Consider the following 19,944-nt stretch of genomic DNA (forward strand, 5'->3'; position numbering starts at 1 on the left):
CCCTCGATGGCCGAACAGTGCGACTTACAAGCGGTGGACGCAGACGACGAATTGGCGTTGCTGGTAGACGATTCCGCGGTCGCTGGAGGAGCAGACGTTCACGTTTGTGGTGTTCAGTTTGACGTCCACGACGCGGACGGCGTTGGGGACGCCCTTGGTGTTGCAGTCGAGGCGTTTGGGGCCGTCTTTGTTCGGGTCCATGCAGCCGCCGATTACCCAGTCGATGTCCATGCAGAGGGCGGCGCGGTTGATGCCGTGCAGGGTGTCGTTGAGGGAGCGGTCGGCGTCGGTCGGGCAGGCGGCGTTCTCGGGCGCCTTGTCGATGACCTTGTAGTTGGAGGTCGCGCTGCCGCAGGTCGCCTTGCCGAGGGTGGGATTGTCGCCGCTGCCGCCGATTTCGACGCAGTCACCGACCTCGACCTTCAGGCCGCCCGCGATCTTGTCGAAGGTGCTGCGGATGGCGGAGGTGGTCGGCGGGGCCTCGGGGGTGGTCAGCGGTAGCTCGGGGAACGACGGTTCCGACGCGGTGGTCGGCGCGGCGTCGTTCTGGGCCGCGGGCGATGGGCTGCTGGTGGTGGACTTGTCGTTGCTGAGCGACATCGCCGCCACCGCCACTACGGCTGCGGCCAGCGCGGTTGCAGCTATGAAGACCGTCAAGGTGAGACCCGCACGGACACGTTGACGCGACACCTGTGACGTCCTCCAGGGCTGTTCGAACTCGCGCGCCGAGATACGAAGTTGAAAGTTGCAATGGTGAGAGATCACGTCATGCCTACACCATCCGGTGTGTGCGCGTCGAGTCACCTATTTTCGAGGATAAAAAGGATACTTGTGTGAAATGATCACAGGTCGGATGTTGGGGTAACAATCGAATAACGATGGCCGTTTAGGGTTTCCCAAATGCCGTGCGGGGCAACAAGCTACGTGGCGCTAGACGCGTCAACCGGCTACCGGGGCCGGTGCTTGTCAGAAGGAAACCTTGATGAAGTTCGGCACGTTCGCCGTCACTCTCGTGTCCATCGCCGCCGTGGGAATCGCGGCGGGAACCGCGAATGCGAAGCCAGCGGAAGTTGCCAAAGAGGTGTCGGCCTCCGGCGTCGAGCAGGGAATCGGTTACCACACAGTGGCTTCCGAAATCTCGGACGGGCACCGGGATCGCGTTCTCACCACCGAGGTCGACAGCGGCAAGTTCGAACTCGCCGACAACGGCACCAAGGTCTTGTTGAAGTCCGATGCCGGCGCCGTGGTGACGGAAGTCCCCTTGACCTACGAGCTCTCCGGCACGAAGGTCGCGGTCGACCAGACGATCTCCGACAACGGCCGAACCCTCGCTCTCACACCGAAATTGAGCGCCAAGAACATCGGCGAGATGCAGCCGGTCAATTCCATGGCCCGCCTGACCGACGAAATCAACAAGAACATCGTCGGCGTGGTCCTCGGCGGCGTCCTCGGCCTCATCATCGGCGCCATCGTCGGCGTCTTTTTCTTCAGCATCATCACCGGCCCGATCGGCGCGGTAATCGGCGCGATCGCCGGCGGCTACATCATGGGCGGCCAGTCGTTCATGGACGCCCTCATGGCCGTCATCAACGGCGAGCCGTGATCGTTTGAGCTCTCTTCGCATCCCTGGCGACTACTTCGCACCGGCTCTACCTTGTGCGAAGCAGTTGCCAGGGATGCGTGAAAGCCACTGCTTGGCGCGAGTGGGGATTCGGCCGACCGGACTCGAGTGCAGGGCTGCGCTCGGTTGCCACCCGCGGTCGGGCGATCGTGGATCGACGCGAAGGCCGAGGCCGACGTCGCTTCGGCATCCTGGGAAGTGCTGAGGCGCGACCTCCGGTGCCCGTGAGCGAATCGTTGTCGCATGTGATCGCCGAACTCGGTTCGCAGGCTGAGGCAACGCCGTTGCGCCGACCGGTAGCCGACGAGGTTCGATATCCGTTGTCTATGCCCGCCTGGCATCCGATACGGCGACTTCCTGATTCGGCGCGGCCGGAAGGCATAGCTCGGCGATCGGCCGGGCCCAGGCCTACTCATGGCATGCGTGCCGGTTGATTGCGCGTCTAGGCGCAACTGATCATCGGTGCAGCAAATAATCCGCGGTCAATAAGGTCGCGCGATAGCGGGCTCCCGGAAACCTGCTGGTGCGAGCGAACGATCAGCGCTCGGTAGACCCGTCACCATCGCGATGCTGGCGCGAAAGGCGCCAGAGGAATTCGGGGTCGTCGTCGGGCCCCATGATGCGCTTGCGCTGCGGCGAACGCGTGGGCGGTCCGGCTGTCTTCTCGGGGCCGAACGCCTTCCAGCACAACACCGCGACTGCCACAACTGCGATGAGTGCCAACAGGTACGTCACGTCGCTCACCTCCTGCTAACGAGGGTAGTCGCGTGCGTAGCCTTCGAACACCGCAGACACGAAATTGGTGGGTGCGGGCCCCTAGACAGGAAGATCGAACTCACAGCTACAGGCCCGCGGACCAGGCTCAGCGTGCGGTGGCCTCGGTGGTGAGGGACTGGAGCAGCTGAAGTACCTCGGATTCGCGGAACCGGCGATGCCCGCCCGGTGTGCGCAGTGATCCCAGGCGCCCGGCGTGGGCCCAGCGGGTAACGGTCTTCGGATCGACGTGGAACATGGCGGCGACTTGGCCCGGTGTCAGCAGGGTGTCCTGGCCGCCGACGGTGATCGCAGTCATAGCAAACCTCTCCGTTCTCGACAGTTCCCTCATCAGATGGCGTCATCGTTGCACTGCAACCCCTAGGTACTCGAACCACCTACAGTTGGTAAAGGGGAAGTAATAGACAAAACGGATATGAGCCCTGGTCAGGTGCGGTCGGACGGAGTCCGCCGCTGCTTTCTTGCGGTTGGCCGAGCGCAGGCGAGGCTACCGCTTTGCTCGACCGGAGGTATCGCCGAGGGCAGGCCATAGCTTCGCATAGGCTGGACGACGTGAGTGACGCAACGCCACCGAAGGGTGAACCCGCACAGCAAACCGCTGGCGTCGGCGCGCGGCTGGCCCGCAATCTGGCGCTGTACACGCTCGCCAGGCTGGCGCTGGTCGTTGTCATCGCCGCCGCGATCATCGGCGTCGCCCGGCTGGTCTCGGTGGATGTCCCATGGTTGGTTGCCGCGCTGTTCGCGTTGATCATCGCGATGCCGCTGTCGCTGACGCTGTTCAAGAAATTGCGCGCTCGGGTCAACGAGGACATCGCGGTCGTCGATGCCAAGCGTCGCCAGGACAAGGCGCAGCTGCGCGCCCGGCTGCGTGGTGACGACGACCCGACCGGTGCGGCCTCGTGAAGTACTGCGATCGCAGTACGCCACGAGCCTGGGTCGACAATGCCGTGCGGCTCATCGAGGCCGACACCCAGCGCAGCGCCGACACCCATCTGATCCGGTACCCGCTGCCCGCCGCCTGGCAGGTCCAGCTGTATCTGAAGGACGAGTCGACCCACATCACCGGCAGCCTCAAGCACCGGCTGGCGCGGTCGCTGTTCCTGTACGCGATCTGCAACGGCTGGGTCACCGAGGGCACCACGGTGGTCGAGGCGTCGTCCGGTTCGACCGCGGTCAGCGAGGCGTATTTCGCCAAATTGCTCGGCCTGGATTTCGTCGCGGTGATGCCGGCGAGCACCTCGCCGCAGAAGATCGAGTTGATCGAAGCCCAGGGCGGCCGTTGTCATTTCGTGCAGCGGGCACCGGATATGTACACCGAGGCGGCGCGGCTGGCCGCCGAATGCGGCGGCCACTTCATGGATCAGTTCACCCATGCCGAGCGGGCCACCGACTGGCGCGGCAATAACAACATCGCCGAATCCATCTTCCAGCAAATGGAATTGGAGGCGCATCCGGTGCCGGACTGGATCGTGGTCGGTGCTGGCACCGGCGGCACCAGTGCCACCATCGGCCGCTATATCCGCTATCACCGCTACCCGTCGAAACTGGCCGTGGTCGACCCGGAGAACTCCGCGTTCTACGGCGGCTACGAAACCGCCGATGCCGGATATCAGACCGGAATGCCTTCGCGCATAGAGGGAATCGGCCGACCGCGGGTCGAGCCGTCGTTCATCGGTCAGGTGGTGGATCGGATGATCGAGGTGCCCGATGTCGCATCGATCGCCACCGCCCGGCTCGCGAGCCGGGCAATCGGCCGCCGAGTGGGCGGTTCCACCGGAACGAATCTGTGGGGTGCGTTCGCGCTCATCGCCGAAATGATCTCCGCTGGTCGTGCGGGCAGTGTGGTGACGCTGCTCTGTGACGGCGGAGATCGTTACGCCGGAACGTATTTCGACGATGCGTGGGTCGAGGCGCAGGGCATGAACCTCACCGAACCCGCCGCGATCCTGGAGAAGTTCGCCGCGACCGGGATCTGGTCCGGCTAGTACGCGATATCGCAACCCCGGGCCGCGGCACCGGGGTTTCTTTTTGTGGCGAACCTCGTCAATTTTCATTGACAACTCCGGAGTTCGTCAATAAAAATTGACGACATGACTGAAGCAACCACACTGGCGGCCGCCGCGGGCAGTCCGGACCCCAAGGTCGGGCTGCGCGCGGTGCTCGCACTGCGTCGGCTGCTCGAACGGCTGGAGGCGATCCAGGTGACCAATGCCCGCGAACAGGGCTGGTCCTGGCAGGCGATCGCGGAGGCGCTCGAGGTCAGCAAGCAGGCGGTCCACCAGAAATACAACCGGAGAGGCGGGAACCGCTGATGTTCGAACGGTTCAGCAGGTCGGCGCGGACGGCGATCGTCATCGCTCAGGAAGACGCGCGCGAACTGCGCGCATCCAAGATCGAGGTGGAGCATGTCCTGCTCGGTCTGTTGGCGCAGGGCGAGCAGGAACTGAAGACACTGCTAGAGGAGGCGGGGGTCACCCACCGAGAGGTGCTCGAATCCCTCGGTCGAGAGGCCGAAGGCCAGCCGCTCGGTGCGGAGGACGCCGAGGCGCTGCGCTCGATCGGCATCGATCTGGATGCGGTGCGCGAGAGCCTGGAGGCCAGCTTCGGCGAGGATGCGCTGGAACGGGCTGTGCCCGAGCAGCGGTCCCGATTCGGCCACGGTCGTGATCGGAACTGGGGTCACCACATCCCGTTTACCAGGGATGCCAAGAAGGTGTTGGAGCTGGGACTGCGGGAAGCACTGGCCCGCAAGGACAGGTCCATCGAATCCGGGCATCTGCTGCTCGGCATTCTGCGCGCGCCCAATGCGACCACTACTCGCATCCTCGGCGGTTCGGAAGCGATCGATGCGCTCCGGCCGAAGGTGCACGCGCTGCTCGACCGTGCCGCGTGAGGGGGCGGGCATGTGCGCGCCGCTCGATTCGCGTTTTGTGGCAGCACATGCCCGCCGGTCGGGCCTAGCATTGGCGCATGCAGCTTCTGATTCGGTTGATCATCAACGCGGTGGCCATCTGGCTGGCCGCCGCTTGGGTCGACAAGATCGAAATTCTCAGTCCCGCGGACAAGGGCAATGGCGGCAAGGTCATTGTCATCCTGGTCGTCGCAGTGGTCTTCACCGTGGTGAACGCGGTGATCAAACCGATTGTGAAACTTCTATCGCTACCGCTGGTCATTGTGACCCTCGGCCTGTTCCTGCTGGTGATCAACGCGCTGATGCTCTGGATCACGGCGAAGATCAGCGAAACCACCGACTACGGCCTGCGCGTCGACGGCTTCTGGGCCGCGGTATGGGGCGGCATCATCGTCGCGGTGGTCAACTGGGTCCTCGGCATCCTGGTCCCGGACGGCGACGACTAAAAGCTGCGGCGCGGGCGACCATCCTGGTCGCCCGCGCGCTACTAACCGGCGATACCCAGCGCCAACGCGGTAACCGCCGACCACGCCAACAGCGCCAATCCCGAATCGCGGAGCGCCGGAATCAATTCCAGCCCACCCTTACCGGAGCGCACCGGTGCATTGGCGCGCACCGCCAATGGCACGGCGGCCAGTCCGACCAGCGCCCACGGCGTGCGGACGACCAGCAGCAGCGTCGCGATGAACGGCACGGCGAGCAGCGCCAAGTGCAGCGTCCGGGTCCGCGGATCACCGAGTTTGACCGCGAGCGTGACCTTTCCGGATTCGGTATCGGTCGGGATATCGCGCAGGTTATTGGCGACCAGCACCGCGCTGGAGAACGCCCCGACCCCGATCGCCAGCACCAGGCCCGCCCATTCGATCCGCTCGGCCTGCACGAATTCGGTGCCGAGCACCCCGATCAGACCGAAGAAGACGAAAACCGCGAGTTCACCGAACCCGCTGTAGCCGTAGGGCTTGCTGCCGCCGGTGTAGAACCAGGCACCGGCCAGGCAGGCCAGGCCGACCAGCAGCAACCACCACGCCGTCGCGATGACGAGCACCAGCCCGAAGACCGCGCCGATGGCCAGGCTGATGATCGCGGCATTCTTGACCGCGGCGGTCGAGGCGAGCTTCTGCCCGACCAGTCGCAGCGGACCGACCCGCACGTCATCGGTGCCGCGGATGCCGTCGGAGTAGTCGTTGGCGTAATTCACCCCGATGATCAGGGCCAGCGAAACCAGCAGCGCGAGAACCGCTTTCCACCACACCGCGCCATCGATGGAGGCGGCGGCGCCGGTTCCGGCGAGGACAGGGGCGATCGCGTTCGGCAGGGTACGGGGCCGTGCGCCCTCGATCCATTGCGCTGCAGTAGCCATGTTCGCAGCCTAATGCGCGGCCGCGATTCGGTCCGCTCGGGCGGTTCAGTCGGCTTCGGCGGCGGTCTTCAGTCGGTCCAGGCCCTTTTCGAAGTCCTTGCCGATCATATTGTCGATCGGGAACACCTTCCCGAGCACGCCCATCAGGCCCTTGTGCTCGCCTCTCATCCGCCAGACCACCTCGGTGCGGGGTTCTTCTCCTTCGAGGGCCGAGACCGGGTTCAGCTCGAAGGTCGTCTTATTGGTGGCCTTGAACGGCTTCTCGAAGGCCAGCCGGATACCGATTTCCCGGTCGTCGCTGGAGGTGATCTCCATGCTGCCGCGACCGGCCTTGCGGTTGCCGTCCCAGGCGTACTGGGCGCCGACTCCGGCGTCCGGCCCGGAGTACTTCCGCTGCAGCTGCGGATCGACGTCCTCCCATGGCGACCACTTGGTCCACTCGTGGAAGTTGTCGATCAGCGCATGAATGCGCGCGGGCTCGGCCGTGATCACAGCCTGCCGAACGATTTCGAACTCAGCCATGCGCACAGCGTAGGCGACCTACCGGTCCGAACAGGGGCGAAAAACCATGTCAGCCTGGCAGGCGGTATTCGATTGCGGCACTCCCGGGTCCCTCCGTGGTCACGCTGCGCTACCGCCTCCGGGCCCGTCGCTCGCGCCGGGGCTCGCATACGATAACCACGGAATGTTTCCCGATCAGAGCGGCCCGAACGGCCGAAGTCAAACCCTGACGACGCCCGCAGGCGAATCGGTCGTAGTGGCCCTGCTGGGCGAAATCGCGCTACGCCGAGACGGCACGCTCGCCGCGCTGCCCGGGGCACGGTCGCGACTGCTGCTCGCCGCGCTGGCCCTGCGTCCCGGCCGTAGCCGCAGTGCCCAGGCGCTGATCGATGAGGTGTGGGGTGAGCAGCCGCCGCGCGCGCCGATGAACGCGCTGCACACCCAGGTGTCGCGACTGCGCGCGGCGCTGCCGGATGCGGCGCTGGAGATCGGTCCGGCGGGCTACCGTCTCACGCTGACCGCCGATCAGGTCGATTTGACCCTCGCGGACGACCTGGTGCGCGCGGCCCGCGCCAAACAGGCCGACGGCGACCACGCCGGATGTCTAGAGGTGCTGACGCAGGCCAGATCGCTCTGGCGCGGCGAGCCCGGTGCCGACCTACCCGCGGGCGACCTCGCTGACGAGCTGCGCGCCGCGGCCGCACACCGCTGGTCCGAACTAGCAGAGATCGAGGTCGCCGCCCGGGTCGCCGGGGGTGATCTCGACGGTGCGGTGGCGATCACCCGCCGCACCGCGGCCGCCAAACCGCTCGACGAGGCCGCGCACGCCACCTTGATGCGATTGCTCGCCGCAGCCGGTCGGCCCAACGAAGCCCTCGATGTCTTCGCATCGATCCGTGGGCGACTTGTCGAAGAACTCGGCGCGGATCCGGGTCCGGCGCTGGTCGAGCTGAATACCGCGATCCTGCGGGGTGATCCGGTGCCCGGATTCGCCTCGCGGACCGATCATGGTGGGGTCGTATCGAAGCCGACCCCCGCCGTGAATTCGGTCACACCGGCTGATCCGGCGGTATCGGCCGCGGTAGCGGATTCGGCCGCACGGGATTCCGCAGGGCGGGATGCGACGGCACTGGATTCGATGGGACGAGTTTCGGATTCGGCCGCTGCCGTGCCGCCGAGTGCCCGCTCCGCGATCGGCCTGCGCGCGGCTCCCAATGCCCTGCTCGGACGCGCCGCCGATCTGGACGCACTCGAGCAACTGCTGCACCGCTCCCGGGTGACCACCGTCCTCGGCCCCGGCGGCACCGGAAAGACCAGGGTGGCCAACGAATTGGGCGCACGGGTCGCGCGCAGCGAATCCGTGGTGCTGGTCGAGTTGGCCTCGGTGCGGGCCGATACGGCCGCCGATGCCGATCCGCGCGCCGATATCGAGGCCGCGATCAGCACCACGCTCGGTCTCGGCGAGATCGTCCGGGAGACGGCGTGGCGGCGCTCCACCGGCTACAGCGATGCCGGTCGCCGACTGCGCGATGCGCTCGCCGCCCGCCCGACGCTCTTGATCTTGGACAACTGCGAGCACCTGATCGACGCGGTCGCCGAAGTGGTCGCCGACCTGGTCGGCAGCTGCGACCAGCTCAGTGTCCTCACCACCAGCAGAGCGCCGCTGGCGATCACCGCGGAAACGGTTTATCCGCTGGCGCCCTTGGCGATCGACGCGGCCGGATCGCCCGCCACCGAGCTGTTCATGGCCAGAGCGCGAGCGGTGCGGCCGACCGTCCGTCTGGATCCCGAGGTGGTGGCCCGGCTGTGCACCACACTCGACGGGCTGCCGCTGGCCATCGAACTCGCGGCCGCCCGGGTGCGGACCATGAGCGTCGAGGAAATCGAAACCCGCCTGGAACACCGATTCGCGTTGCTGCGCAGCGGAGATCGCTCCTCGCCGGAACGCCATCGCACCTTGCACGCGGTGATCGCATGGAGCTGGAATCTGCTCGAAGAGCCGCAACAGATCGCCTTGCGCAGGTTGTGCCGCTTCCCGGCCGGGTTCACCCTCGATGCGGCCGAAGTGGTGGCGGGCGGCCCCGATGTCGACGATGTGGCCACGGCCGTGGACGGGCTGGTCGGCCAGTCGCTGCTGACCGTCCTGGACGACGATGAGGGCCTGATCGGCACCCGCTACCGGATGCTGGAAACCGTTCGCGAATTCGGGGAAGAACAGCTCGCGCTGACCGGATCCGATGCGGCGGCGGGCATTTCGGGAGCGGTCGACGAGCGTCCCGTGGTGATGGATCGCATGTCGCGCTGGGCCCGTGACTATTCGATCGCCACGGTGCACCGTTATCTGTCCGACGAGCAGGTGGCCACCGTGCTCTCGGTCGGCGCGGAACTCGACAACCTGGTCGCGGTGCTGCGATATGCGTTGGAGCGCAGGGACGCCCGCACGGTGTACCGGGTCTTCCCGGTCGCCGGCACACTATGGGTGATGCGTGGCGCGCATATGGAGCTGAGCGGTTGGGCGCGCCGGATTCTGACCCTGCCGCCCGAACCCGGTCCGGTGCGCGGTCCGGTCGCCGATCTGCAGATGCTCGCGCACCTGCAGATCGGCATGCATGTCGTGTTCCTCGGCGCGGACCTGCGTGAGGTGGCGACCACGCGGGCGAGGATCCGTCGACTGCTCAGCACCGCAATCGATCTCAATGGTGGAGCGCGCTTTCTCGGCGCGATGGCCTGCGGGAATGCCTCGGGCTCGGACACGCCGAGGCAGTTCGCGGACGGCGCCCGGTCGCCGGACCCCGTGGTGCGCGGCGCGGCGGTGTTCATGCGCGCGAATATCCGGGAGAACGCTGGCGATGTCTACGGCTCCGCCCGGGATGCGCAGGCTGCCTTGCAGCTGATCGAGGGCCGCGATGTCTGGGGCACGGCGATGGTCACCCAGCACCTCGGGCAGCTCGCCGGACAGACCGCGCACTATGCCGATGCGGTGGAGTACTACCGTCGGGCGGCGGAACTGTTGCGGGAGTTGCGCGCCCACGAAGAAGCCGTCGAAATGTCCAGTTATCTCGCAGTGTCGTTGATCGGCGCGGGCCGGCTCGACGAGGCGCGGCGGGAGCTGGGCTTCGCGCTCGGCGCCGCGGATGGCGATCCGGCACACGGTACGCCGATCGATGACCCACACATCCGACGTAACCACCGCCTGGCGCCGGTAGTCGTCGGGATGGCGGAACTCGAACTGGCCGAGGGCGATATCGACGCCGGGCTGCACTATTACCGGCGGGCGCTGGACCTGCACGGCTGGCCCGATGACGCCCCGATGGTCGGCCCGGGCATTCTGGTGACCGCGAGCGGGGCCGTTGACGCGTACGTGCTGCACGGACGGGCGGCGGAGGCCGCCGATATCGCGTGGACACTGCTGCGCCTCGCGGCCGGCCGACTCGGGCAGTTCCCCGACCTGCCACAGATCGGCGCGGTCGGCAATGCCGTCGGAACATTCTGTCTCGCGGTCGGACGCGATTCGGAGGTCGGCTTGGAGTTGCTCTCGCTGTCTACCAAAGTGCTGGGGCGACAGGATAGTCCGTCGGCCGAATTGCGGCGGCACGCGGCACTGCACCGAACAACGGTGGGGGACGGGCGCTTCGACGAAGCACTGACCCGCGCCGCAGGCATGCGTCGGCGGCAAGCGGCGGACAGAATCCTCGAACTCCTGCAGGAACTGTCCTGCGACAACGAAAATCGCGGTGGGTGAAGCACCCACCGCGATTTCTGTGCATCACGCCCGGCGCATGTACGCCTTGATGCTCAGCGGCGCGAAGATCGCGATCACGATCACCGAGCCGATCAGCGACCAGGCCAGATCGCTGCCGTAGACATTGCCGTTCATCAGTGCTCGGGCCGCATTCACCATGTAGTACACGGGATTCACGTGATTGAGCCCCTGCATCCAGCCCGGCATGGTGCTCACCTGAGCGAACGCGCCGGACATGAAGGTCAGCGGGAACATCACCATCATCGAAATGCCCTGCACGCCTGCGGCACTCTTACCGGTGACGCCGACCAGCGCCCAGATCCAGCTCACCGCGAACGAGCAGACCACGATGACCAGACCGGCCACCACGACACCGGCCACACCACCCTCGGGCCGGTAGCCGATGGCCAGACCGACCACGATGGTCAGCGTCGTCGCCAGTGCGTAGCGCACCATATCGGCGATCAACGCACCCGCCAGCACCGAAATGCGGGCGATGGGCAGGGATTTGAACCGGTCGAAGACGCCCTTGTCCATATCCTCGCGCAACTGGGTGCCGGTGACGACCGAGGTCAGGATCACGGTCTGCACCAGAATGCCGGGAATCAGGACCGGCAGATAGTTCGACACGCTCCCGCCGATCGCCCCGCCGAAGATGTAGGCGAACAGCGCGGTGAACAGGATCGGCTGAATCGTCACATCGAACAGCTGCTCGGGATTGTGCTTGATTTTCAGGATGCCCCGGTAGGCCATGGTGAGCGAGGTCGACACGGTCTGTTGCAGGCTGATCTTATTGCTGACCTCGGGAATCGAGGTCGGTGCCGCATGCCGCGCGGCGGTGCTCTCGGCGGTGATGGTCGTCATGCCGCGCTCCGTTCGGAATCGTTGTCGTCGGCCGGGTGGCCGGTGATGGTGAGAAAGACCTCGTCGAGGCTGGGCTTGGTGACGGTGATCTCGTCGATCGCGATATCCCACTCGCGCAGGCGAATCAGCAGATCGGCGGTCATGCCCGCGTCCGCAAGCGGCGCGGTGAGCCGACCGGCCTCCGGCGTGATCTGGGCGTCGACGCCGAGGAAGTCACCGACAACCCGGCGTGCCTCCTCGAGCTGGGCCCGGTCGACCAGGGTCAGATGCAGTGAGGAGCCACCGACCGAGGCCTTGAGTTCGTCGGCGGTGCCGTCGGCGATCACCTTGCCGTGGTCGATGACGGCGATCCGGTCCGCGAGCTGATCGGCCTCGTCCAGGTACTGCGTGGTGAGCAGGACGGTCGCGCCCTCGCGGACCAGGCGGCGGATGGTCTCCCACATCTGGGCGCGGGTGCGCGGATCGAGGCCGGTCGTCGGCTCGTCCAGGAACAGCAGCGGCGGTGTCGCGATCAGGCTGGCGGCCAGATCGAGACGGCGTCGCATACCGCCGGAGAAGTTCTTCAGCGGCTTGTTCGCCGCCTCGGTGAGGTCGAACTCCTCCAGTAGTTCGACCGACTTGCGCCTGGCATCGATCTTGCTGAGGCCGAGCAGGCGGGAGAAGATGATCAGATTTTCGGTGGCCGTCAGGTCCTCGTCGACCGAGGCGTACTGCCCCGTGACGCCGACCAGGGACCGAACCGCCGTCGGCTCCGCGACGACGTCATGGCCGAAGATGCGGGCGCTGCCGCCGTCGGGGCGCAACAGGGTGGCCAACATGCGGATGGTCGTGGTTTTGCCCGCGCCGTTCGGGCCGAGCACGCCGTAGACCGAGCCCTGCGGAACCGCCAGGCTCACACCGTCGACGGCGCGCTGTTCCCCGAACACCTTGACCAGGCTGTCCGCCTCGACGGCGAGCGCTGAAGTGGGTGTGTAAGAAGTCATGCACAAGACTTTGGGGCCGCCGTCTTGCACGGCCCTTGCATCACGATGTCGCGCGACCTTGCACCACGATCGCGTGCTCATGCACCGCTAGGTCAACGCGGCAAACGTAACAACTGATTTCGGGAGAACATGGGTAACTCGTCGGGTATGGGCTAACTCGGTAACGACGTCATCGCCGGTCGCCGACGCAGCTGTGGTGGCACCTGGGTCTGGCGCCTAAATACGCGGGGAGGCGGACAAGCGTTCGCGAAGTTTTACGCGGTCGGGTTTGCCGGGGCCACGCAGCGGAAGCTCGTCCAGCAGCGCCAGCTCGCGCGGTGCGGCGATGGAATCGAGTTCGCGCACGACGTGATCACGCAGCTCCTCGAGGGTCGGGGTGGCGCCGGGAGCGGGGACCACCGCGACCGCGACCCGCTGGCCGAGCCGATCGTCGGGCAGACCGAGCACCACGCACTCGCTGATGCCCGGATGGGTGATCAGCACGGCCTCGACGACCTGCGGGATGACGAGCAGTCCGCCGGTCATGATGGCCTCGTCGAGCCGTCCGCTGATCCTGAGCGCGCCGTTCTCGTAGGTGCCCGCGTCTTCGGTGCGGAACCAGCCGGGTTCGGCGAACGCGGGATGGTCGGGGTGGCCGCGATAGCCGATGGCGATCATCGCGCCGCCGAGCAGCACGCGACCGTCCTCGATGCGAATCTCGGTGCCGTCGAGCGGAACTCCGTCGTACACACAGCCGCCGCAGGTTTCGCTCATGCCGTAGGTGCGAACGACGTTGATACCGGCCGCTTTCGCGCGTTCGTAGACCGGCGCAGGAGTGGCCGCCCCGCCGACGAGCACGCCGTCCAACTTGGCAAGTGCTGCCGCCGCGGTGGGCGCCTCCAGCGCCTTGATGAGCTGGGTCGGCACCAGCGCGGTGTAGCGGCGCTCACCGCGCATACCGGAAATCGCGCCGGCCAGCGCCTCGGGGAGGAAGCCGCCGGAAACGTCGAGCACGCTGGGTTCGGTACCGGCCAGAATGCTGCGCAGCAGCACCTGAATGCCCGCGATGTGATGGGTCGGCAGCGCAAGCAGCCAGGTGCCGGGACCACCGAGTCGATCGTGTGTCGCGGTCCCGCTGGCCCGCAGCGCGGCGGAGCTGAGCATGGCGCCCTTCGGCACACCGGTGGTGCCGGAGGTGGTCACGACCAGTGCCGCCTCGTCATCGATCAGTTCGCCGGGCGAGAGTGCATCGCTCAGCCGCCGGGCCTCCCGGCGGTCGCTGGTCGGTATCGGCAACCACGCCGGGCCGTTGCCCTCCAACACTTCTCGTAGATGCGGCATGACATCGCCGAGCCCGGATCCGGTCGGCATCGGCAGCGTCCGCAGGGTGCGGCTCATGATTTCGCCCCCGTCGTGCGCGACCGCACCTCGCTGGTGCTCGGCGCCGTCATGCGCAGGCGCGCTGTGTTCATGGTTCGCTCGCTGCGCTCCCTCACGAGTCTGATCGTGTCATGTCGACACGACCGCACGCGGCAGGGGTCGGTTTGCTGGGGCGGCGCGCTGGGGGTTCGGCCGCGTCAGGGGAGAAGAAGTCGGGTACGCCGGACATCGAGACTGCGATTCACTCGGAGGACGGTACTCAGTCGGTGCTCACCCGGACGTCGGCGGTCGGGCGGTCATCCGTGGTTATCGTCCTCGCCGGGGTCGGCATTGGCAACTCGAGCCGGACCGGCCGCGCCGCCGCTGCCGGTGTGATCAGTCCGGTGACCAGCGCGAATCCCGCCGGATCGGATGCTCGGCGGGAACTTCGACCAGAACGATCGGCACGCCGTCCGGATCGCGCACCCACATTTCGATCAGTCCCCACGGCTCGCGCACCGGCTTGCGCTCGATGCGGATCCCCTTCAGCGCAAGCTCCGCCGCCGCGTCCGAAATGTCGCGAACCTGCAGCCAGAGCGCGCCTTCGAAGGTGGTCGATTTGCCCGATCCGCCGTGCGCGGCCACCTCGACCAGCGACTGTCCAGCGAAGAAAACCGTGCCGCCCGGATACTCGCGCGCGATGGCCAAGCCGAGTCCGTCGCGGTAGAACGCGAGGGTTGCCTGGTAGTCGGCGGGCCGCAGGATGACCCGGCTGCTGAGGATGTCCATGTCAGAAGTACCAGGGGTAGGGGGTCCAGTCCGGCTTGCGCTTTTCCAGGAAGGCGTCGCGGCCTTCGACCGCCTCATCGGTCATGTACGCCATCCGGGTGGCCTCGCCCGCGAAGAGCTGCTGACCGACCAGACCGTCGTCGAGCAGATTGAACGCGTACTTCAACATGCGCTGGGCCTGTGGGGATTTGCCGTTGATATCGGCGGTCCACTCCAGTGCGACATTTTCCAGTTCGGCGTGATCGACGACCTTGTTCACCGCACCCATCTGATGCATTTCCTCGGCGGTGTAGGGGCGGCCGAGGAAGAAGATTTCCCGCGCGAATTTCTGGCCGACCATTTTCGCGAGATAGGCGCTGCCGTAACCGCCGTCGAAGCTGCCGACGTCGGCGTCGGTCTGCTTGAACCTGGCGTGCTCGCGGCTGGCCAGGGTCAGATCGCAGACCACGTGCAGACTGTGCCCGCCGCCCGCGGCCCAGCCGTTGACCAGCGCGATGACCACCTTCGGCATGAACCGGATCAGCCGCTGTACCTCGAGGATGTGCAGGCGGCCCGCGCGCGCCTGGTCGACGGTGTCCGCCGTATCGCCGTCCGCGTACTGGTAGCCGCTGCGGCCGCGAATGCGCTGGTCGCCGCCCGAGCAGAAGGCCCAGCCGCCGTCCTTGGGGCTGGGACCGTTGCCGGTGAGCAGCACCGCGCCGACGTCCGGGGTCATCCTGGCGTGATCGAGCGCGCGATAGAGCTCGTCGACCGTATGCGGGCGGAACGCATTGCGCACCTCCGGCCGATCGAAGGCCACCCGGACGGTGCCCTGCTCGATATGCCGGTGATAGGTGATGTCGGTCAGGTTCTCGAACCCAGGAACGGGCCGCCACAGCTTCGGATTGAACGTCACCCCAGTGATTATTGCCCCCACCGATGTTTCGGATGCCAGCGACTTCCATGCGAACTTCTATGGTGCCGATTCCATTACTGGACGGTACGACTTGACGGTGTATAACAACGCGATACCGTGCAGGTATGAGCGAGGCAGTGAAACGGGTTCCAGAGCGCGTTGCCGGGCGGTCCGGTCCGCGCATCGACAACAGCGCGGTGGACGAATCCCGGTACGAGAAGCACGGCGGCTTCCCCAAGGTCTCCCGCGCGCGAGTCGGCGCCGACTTCGGCCCGTTCGTCGAGGCCATGCGCACGCTGCAGGATCTGGTGGTCTCCGTGGACGCCCCCGACGAGATCTACGGCGAGGCACTCGACCGGACCCGCGAACTCATCGATCTGCTCGAGCCGTATCGCGCACCCGAGCTCCAGGGCCCGGCGGGCCGGGCGGTCGAATTGCCCGGGCGCGGCAGCCTTTTGCTGCTGCCGTGGCAGGTGATCGAGGCCGGACCCGACGGCATCGTGATGACCGGTGAATTCCGTCGCTTCCATCTCGGCGGCAACGGCGCGGCACACGGCGGCGTGCTCCCACTGCTCTTCGACGATCTGCTCGGCATGATCGTGCATTACGCCGGACGGCCGATCAGCCGCACCGCGTATCTCCATGTGAACTACCGCAAAATCACTCCGTTGCAGACACCGCTGACCGTGCGGGGGCGCGTCGATCGCATCGAAGGGCGCAAAACGTACATAACCGCGGAACTGGTCGATGAGCAGGGCAATGTCCTCGCGGATTGTGAAGGATTGATGGTCCAATTGCTGCCGTGGCAGCCGTAGCCCGATGAGTGCCGTGTGACTCTGCGCACCAGTGCGTATAGTGACGTGCGCTCGTTCATCGACATCGATCCCGGAGGAACCTGAAAGTGGTTGCAGCACTGTCTGAATCCCTGCTCGACGACGCAAAGCGCACGGCCTTCCTTGCCGATGCCAAGGAGGTTCTGGACGCCGAGGTGTCGGACAAGGGTGGTGCGTCGGGCCTGGCCGTCAAGGGTGGCTACGCGGCGGTCAAGAAGATCAGCCCGTCCATCGTCCCGGACGCGCTGGAGTCCTTGGCGCCCAAGCTCGTCTCGCAGCTGGAGCCGTTCTGGCAGGAATACTCGGCGACGGGGTCCGGCCAGTTCGCCGACCTGCTGGTCGCCAAGTCGGACGAGGTCGCCGAGGCATTGCTCGCGGTGACCGACGCGCGTGCCGACGCCTCGACGCGTCCGGCGCTGAAGAAGGTCTACTCGTCGATGCGTTCCTCGGCCAAGAAGAACGTCATCGAGGCCCTGCCGCGGCTGGGCGACCTCGTGCAGCGGCACGCCTGAGTTGGATTGCGGCGCTACGGCGCCGCGTATCGCGCTCATGCCTGCGCCTCGCTAGCGCTCGGCTCCGGCATGACCGCGTGGGCGGCTGTGTTTTTTGTCGCTCACTGCGTTCGCTGGTGCCTGCGCCTCGCTAGCGCTCGGCTCCGGCATGACCGCGTGGGCGGCTGTGTTTTTTGTGGCTCACTGCGTTCGCGCATGGAACTCGCTCCGTGGTGGGTGCGTCGGCGACGCTCATTGTCGCGCACGGCGATTCGGCCGACCACGGGCGCTGAGCGCCCCGCGTCCGGTGGTGGACGCGGGGCGAATTTTCCGCCAACCCCCGACAGCGTGAGGGAGCGCAGCGAGCGAACCAACGGCACAGCGCCCTCGGGGCACAATGGTGCCGAGCGCTGGCGAGGTGCCATTGTGAGCAGGGTGACGAAGACGTCGAAGCAACTGTCTGAGAGGCTGGAGATGTGAATCCGTCTACAGCACAGGCGCAAGTGGTCGTTGACGAGCTCGCGCGCGGGGGTGTGCGAGACGTCGTTCTGTGCCCGGGGTCGAGAAACGCGCCCCTGGCATTCGCGCTGCAGGCGGCCGATGCGGCAGGCCGGCTCCGCCTGCACATGCGCATCGACGAGCGAACCGCGGGCTTCCTGGCCATCGGACTCGCCATCGCCAGTCGACTGCCGGTGCCGGTGGTGATGACCTCGGGGACCGCCGTCGCCAATCTCGGCCCCGCCGTGCTGGAGGCGAACTACGCCCGTGTACCGCTGGTGGTGCTGAGCGCCAACCGGCCCTACGAGATGCTCGGTTCCGGCGCCAATCAGACCGTCGAACAGTTCGGGCTGTTCGGTAGCCAGGTCCGTGCCTCGATCAGCCTCGGACTCGCCGAGGAGGAGTCGGACGCCGATGGCGGCGTGCCCTACGGCCAGCAGAACAGCCAGTGGCGTTCGGCCGTCTGCCGGGTACTCGCGGCGGCCCGTGGCACCCGTTCCGGCAATGCCGGGCCGGTGCATTTCGATATTCCGCTGCGCGAGCCGCTGGTGCCGGATCACATGCCGGACGAGTGGGCACCTCAGGGCCGCCCTGGCGGCGAGGCGTGGACGTGCACCCGCTATGCGACGCTCGATGTGCCGCTCGATCTCGACCTGACGCCCGATACGGTCGTCATCTCCGGCCACGGCGCGGGCTTGCGGCCGGAACTGGCCGAGCTGCCGACAGTGGCCGAACCCACTGCCCCGATGCACGGTCCGGCCCTGCATCCGCTGGCCCTGCCGCTGCTGAAGCCGCGGCAGGCGATCATCACCGGGCGGCCGACGCTGCATCGCCAGGTCGCGAAAGTGCTCGCGGATCCGGCCGTGACCGTCTACGCGCTCACCACCGGCCCGCGCTGGCCCGATGTGTCCGGCAATGTGGTCGGCACCGGAACCCGGGCGGTTACCACGGGTGCGCCGAGTGCGGACTGGCTCGCGTACTGCCGCGAACTCGATGCTAAGGCCGTTCAAGTCGTTCGCGCCGAACTGGCCAGCCACCCGAAACCGACCGGGCTGCACGTCGCCGCAGTGGTCATGGACGCGTTGCGCGAGGGCGATCAGCTGCTGCTCGGGGCATCCAATCCGGTGCGTGACGCGGCCCTGGTCTCGCCGCCGCGGCCGGGTGTCCGAGTGCTGTCCAATCGTGGCGTGGCCGGTATCGACGGCACCGTTTCCACGGCCGTCGGCGCGGCGCTGCACCACACCGGGCGCACCATCGCGCTGATCGGTGACCTCACCTTCCTGCACGACGCCTCCGGCCTGCTCATCGGCCGCGGCGAACCCCGCCCCGCCGATCTGACCATCGTGGTCGCCAACGACGACGGCGGCGGCATCTTCGAACTCCTGGAACAGGGTGATCCGCAGTACGCCGGTGTTTTCGAGCGCGTTTTCGGTACGCCGCACGGAATGGATTTGGCCGCGCTGTGTGCCGCCTACCGGATTCCGCACAAGCAGGTCGATACCGAGCAGTTGGCGGTCGAGTTGGCCGGGCACGCGCACGGGTTGCGGGTGCTCGAAGTCGCGACCGAGCGTTCCAGTCTGCGGGAGTTGCACGCGACGGTGCGGGCCAAGATCGCGCCGTAAGCCGACGGGCCGATCAGTACTCCGGCTCGGAATCGCGATCGTCGTCGAGCGGCACCGGGATCGACTGTTCCACGACATCGGCCGGATTGGCGTCGAAGGCATCTCGATCGACCGCTGCCGCGAGCTCGCGGTCGGAGCTGTCGTCGGTGTCATCGACGATCTCGGGGTAGGCGGGGACGTTCTGCTCGACGTAGTCGGCTTCCGAAACCGCGTCGACGGTGCGGGACGTGCTTGGATCGGTCATCGTTCGTTCCTCTCCGCGCGTGCTTTTCGGCTGGGTACCCGATGCTCTGCCGAGCGAACTCCAGGTGCTGCGGGAATCACAGCGCAGGCGGACAACCAGTCCAACACTGTTGAGAATGCTCCTAGTCCGGCCGCGCGGCAACCCACCTGCTACTCGCCGTCGACCGGATCCGAACCATTCGCCGGGAATTCGACGAGCGCCAGTGTGCGCCCCGCCATGAACCGCGCCGTCCGCACCGCGACGCCCGTTCGCGTTACTTCGCTGACCTCGACCACGCCACGCGCGATGCGCACCTCGACCTTGCGTCCGGCCCGCGTCGCGACCACTTCATAACTGCGAGACCCGTCGCCGAAGTCGACGACGATCTCCACCCGATCGCCCTTCATCTACCAATTCTCCGCTTTTCCAGCACTTTTCGCCGCTACGACTTGGTTGCGATGAACGGCGGCGGGCAGGCCTCGCACGGCATCGGATCGAT

General features: G+C 66.6%; 22 protein-coding genes. 10 read left to right on the forward strand and 12 right to left on the reverse strand.

Annotated elements, in window-relative coordinates; translation table 11 throughout:
- Positions 1 to 24: 24 nt before the first annotated feature.
- Positions 25 to 690, reverse strand: coding sequence for an LppU family putative lipoprotein (lppU, locus tag ACQPZ2_RS05695; protein WP_433524620.1), 666 nt, complete (start codon positions 688 to 690; stop codon positions 25 to 27).
- Positions 691 to 982: 292 nt separating this feature from the next.
- Between lppU and ACQPZ2_RS05700 the strand changes: the two genes are divergently transcribed.
- The gene (locus tag ACQPZ2_RS05700) at positions 983 to 1,603 is read left to right on the forward strand and encodes a hypothetical protein (RefSeq protein ID WP_063045382.1); all 621 of its coding nucleotides are present in this window, start codon (positions 983 to 985) and stop codon (positions 1,601 to 1,603) included.
- Positions 1,604 to 2,158: 555 nt separating this feature from the next.
- On the opposite strand, the gene ACQPZ2_RS05705 is transcribed toward ACQPZ2_RS05700, so the two are convergent.
- Together ACQPZ2_RS05705 and ACQPZ2_RS05710 are read right to left on the reverse strand one after the other, a co-directional pair.
- A complete protein-coding gene (locus ACQPZ2_RS05705) occupies positions 2,159 to 2,356 on the reverse strand; it encodes a hypothetical protein (RefSeq protein ID WP_063045430.1) in 198 nt (65 codons plus the stop codon).
- Between the two features lie 127 nt (positions 2,357 to 2,483).
- Positions 2,484 to 2,693: a BldC family transcriptional regulator gene (locus ACQPZ2_RS05710; RefSeq protein WP_040696172.1), complete on the reverse strand. Its 210-nt coding sequence runs from the start codon at positions 2,691 to 2,693 to the stop codon at positions 2,484 to 2,486.
- Between the two features lie 254 nt (positions 2,694 to 2,947).
- On the opposite strand from ACQPZ2_RS05710, the gene ACQPZ2_RS05715 reads away from it, so the two are divergent.
- From ACQPZ2_RS05715 to ACQPZ2_RS05735, 5 genes are all read left to right on the forward strand, one after another.
- Positions 2,948 to 3,298 carry a DUF4229 domain-containing protein gene (locus ACQPZ2_RS05715; RefSeq protein WP_063045384.1) on the forward strand — a complete coding sequence of 117 codons (351 nt, stop codon included), beginning with the start codon at positions 2,948 to 2,950 and terminating at the stop codon, positions 3,296 to 3,298.
- The gene (locus ACQPZ2_RS05720; protein WP_433524621.1) at positions 3,295 to 4,380 is read left to right on the forward strand and encodes a PLP-dependent cysteine synthase family protein; all 1,086 of its coding nucleotides are present in this window, start codon (positions 3,295 to 3,297) and stop codon (positions 4,378 to 4,380) included. Before ACQPZ2_RS05715 ends, ACQPZ2_RS05720 begins: the two co-directional genes overlap by 4 nt.
- A gap of 105 nt (positions 4,381 to 4,485) precedes the next feature.
- The gene (locus tag ACQPZ2_RS05725) at positions 4,486 to 4,707 is read left to right on the forward strand and encodes a hypothetical protein (protein WP_040696163.1); all 222 of its coding nucleotides are present in this window, start codon (positions 4,486 to 4,488) and stop codon (positions 4,705 to 4,707) included.
- Positions 4,707 to 5,288: a Clp protease N-terminal domain-containing protein gene (locus tag ACQPZ2_RS05730; RefSeq protein WP_433524622.1), complete on the forward strand. Its 582-nt coding sequence runs from the start codon at positions 4,707 to 4,709 to the stop codon at positions 5,286 to 5,288. Before ACQPZ2_RS05725 ends, ACQPZ2_RS05730 begins: the two co-directional genes overlap by 1 nt.
- Before the next feature lie 77 nt (positions 5,289 to 5,365).
- A complete protein-coding gene (locus ACQPZ2_RS05735; RefSeq protein ID WP_063045392.1) occupies positions 5,366 to 5,752 on the forward strand; it encodes a phage holin family protein in 387 nt (128 codons plus the stop codon).
- Positions 5,753 to 5,793: 41 nt separating this feature from the next.
- Here the strand turns inward: ACQPZ2_RS05735 and ACQPZ2_RS05740 are convergent, their stop codons facing one another.
- Together ACQPZ2_RS05740 and ACQPZ2_RS05745 are read right to left on the reverse strand one after the other, a co-directional pair.
- The gene (locus ACQPZ2_RS05740) at positions 5,794 to 6,666 is read right to left on the reverse strand and encodes a 1,4-dihydroxy-2-naphthoate polyprenyltransferase (protein ID WP_433524623.1); all 873 of its coding nucleotides are present in this window, start codon (positions 6,664 to 6,666) and stop codon (positions 5,794 to 5,796) included.
- Between the two features lie 45 nt (positions 6,667 to 6,711).
- Positions 6,712 to 7,188 (reverse strand): SRPBCC family protein, encoded by a 477-nt coding sequence (locus ACQPZ2_RS05745; protein WP_433524624.1) that lies wholly within the window; start codon positions 7,186 to 7,188, stop codon positions 6,712 to 6,714.
- 163 nt (positions 7,189 to 7,351) lie between these two features.
- On the opposite strand from ACQPZ2_RS05745, the gene ACQPZ2_RS05750 reads away from it, so the two are divergent.
- Positions 7,352 to 10,909, forward strand: a complete 3,558-nt coding sequence (locus ACQPZ2_RS05750) for an AfsR/SARP family transcriptional regulator (protein ID WP_433524625.1) — start codon at positions 7,352 to 7,354, stop codon at positions 10,907 to 10,909.
- Between the two features lie 24 nt (positions 10,910 to 10,933).
- On the opposite strand, the gene ACQPZ2_RS05755 is transcribed toward ACQPZ2_RS05750, so the two are convergent.
- From ACQPZ2_RS05755 to ACQPZ2_RS05775, 5 genes are all read right to left on the reverse strand, one after another.
- Complete coding sequence (locus tag ACQPZ2_RS05755; protein WP_084509259.1) at positions 10,934 to 11,773, reverse strand: ABC transporter permease; 840 nt, start codon at positions 11,771 to 11,773, stop codon at positions 10,934 to 10,936.
- Positions 11,770 to 12,756: an ATP-binding cassette domain-containing protein gene (locus ACQPZ2_RS05760; protein WP_433524626.1), complete on the reverse strand. Its 987-nt coding sequence runs from the start codon at positions 12,754 to 12,756 to the stop codon at positions 11,770 to 11,772. Before ACQPZ2_RS05760 ends, ACQPZ2_RS05755 begins: the two co-directional genes overlap by 4 nt.
- A 216-nt stretch (positions 12,757 to 12,972) precedes the next feature.
- The gene (menE, locus tag ACQPZ2_RS05765) at positions 12,973 to 14,133 is read right to left on the reverse strand and encodes an o-succinylbenzoate--CoA ligase (protein WP_433524627.1); all 1,161 of its coding nucleotides are present in this window, start codon (positions 14,131 to 14,133) and stop codon (positions 12,973 to 12,975) included.
- Between the two features lie 357 nt (positions 14,134 to 14,490).
- A complete protein-coding gene (locus ACQPZ2_RS05770; protein WP_433524628.1) occupies positions 14,491 to 14,883 on the reverse strand; it encodes a VOC family protein in 393 nt (130 codons plus the stop codon).
- A 1-nt stretch (position 14,884) separates the two neighbouring features.
- A complete protein-coding gene (locus ACQPZ2_RS05775) occupies positions 14,885 to 15,778 on the reverse strand; it encodes a 1,4-dihydroxy-2-naphthoyl-CoA synthase (RefSeq protein ID WP_063045406.1) in 894 nt (297 codons plus the stop codon).
- Between the two features lie 125 nt (positions 15,779 to 15,903).
- Here ACQPZ2_RS05775 and ACQPZ2_RS05780 point away from each other — a divergent pair, with 125 nt between their 5' ends.
- The 3 genes from ACQPZ2_RS05780 to menD all read left to right on the forward strand — a co-directional run bounded on the left by ACQPZ2_RS05780 (position 15,904) and on the right by menD (position 19,222).
- Positions 15,904 to 16,593, forward strand: coding sequence for a PaaI family thioesterase (locus tag ACQPZ2_RS05780; RefSeq protein WP_433524629.1), 690 nt, complete (start codon positions 15,904 to 15,906; stop codon positions 16,591 to 16,593).
- An 86-nt stretch (positions 16,594 to 16,679) separates the two neighbouring features.
- Entirely contained in the window at positions 16,680 to 17,123 is a 444-nt protein-coding gene (locus tag ACQPZ2_RS05785) for a DUF6918 family protein (protein WP_063045408.1), read from the forward strand.
- A gap of 455 nt (positions 17,124 to 17,578) precedes the next feature.
- A complete protein-coding gene (gene menD, locus ACQPZ2_RS05790; protein ID WP_433524630.1) occupies positions 17,579 to 19,222 on the forward strand; it encodes a 2-succinyl-5-enolpyruvyl-6-hydroxy-3-cyclohexene-1-carboxylic-acid synthase in 1,644 nt (547 codons plus the stop codon).
- Positions 19,223 to 19,235: 13 nt separating this feature from the next.
- Here menD and ACQPZ2_RS05795 read toward each other — a convergent pair whose 3' ends face one another.
- Both ACQPZ2_RS05795 and ACQPZ2_RS05800 read right to left on the reverse strand, forming a co-directional pair.
- Complete coding sequence (locus tag ACQPZ2_RS05795; RefSeq protein WP_063045412.1) at positions 19,236 to 19,466, reverse strand: hypothetical protein; 231 nt, start codon at positions 19,464 to 19,466, stop codon at positions 19,236 to 19,238.
- Positions 19,467 to 19,615: 149 nt separating this feature from the next.
- Positions 19,616 to 19,852, reverse strand: a complete 237-nt coding sequence (locus ACQPZ2_RS05800) for a hypothetical protein (protein ID WP_433524631.1) — start codon at positions 19,850 to 19,852, stop codon at positions 19,616 to 19,618.
- Positions 19,853 to 19,944 lie beyond the last annotated feature (92 nt).

Source organism: Nocardia pseudovaccinii, assembly GCF_050942345.1.
GTDB lineage: Bacteria > Actinomycetota > Actinomycetes > Mycobacteriales > Mycobacteriaceae > Nocardia > Nocardia pseudovaccinii.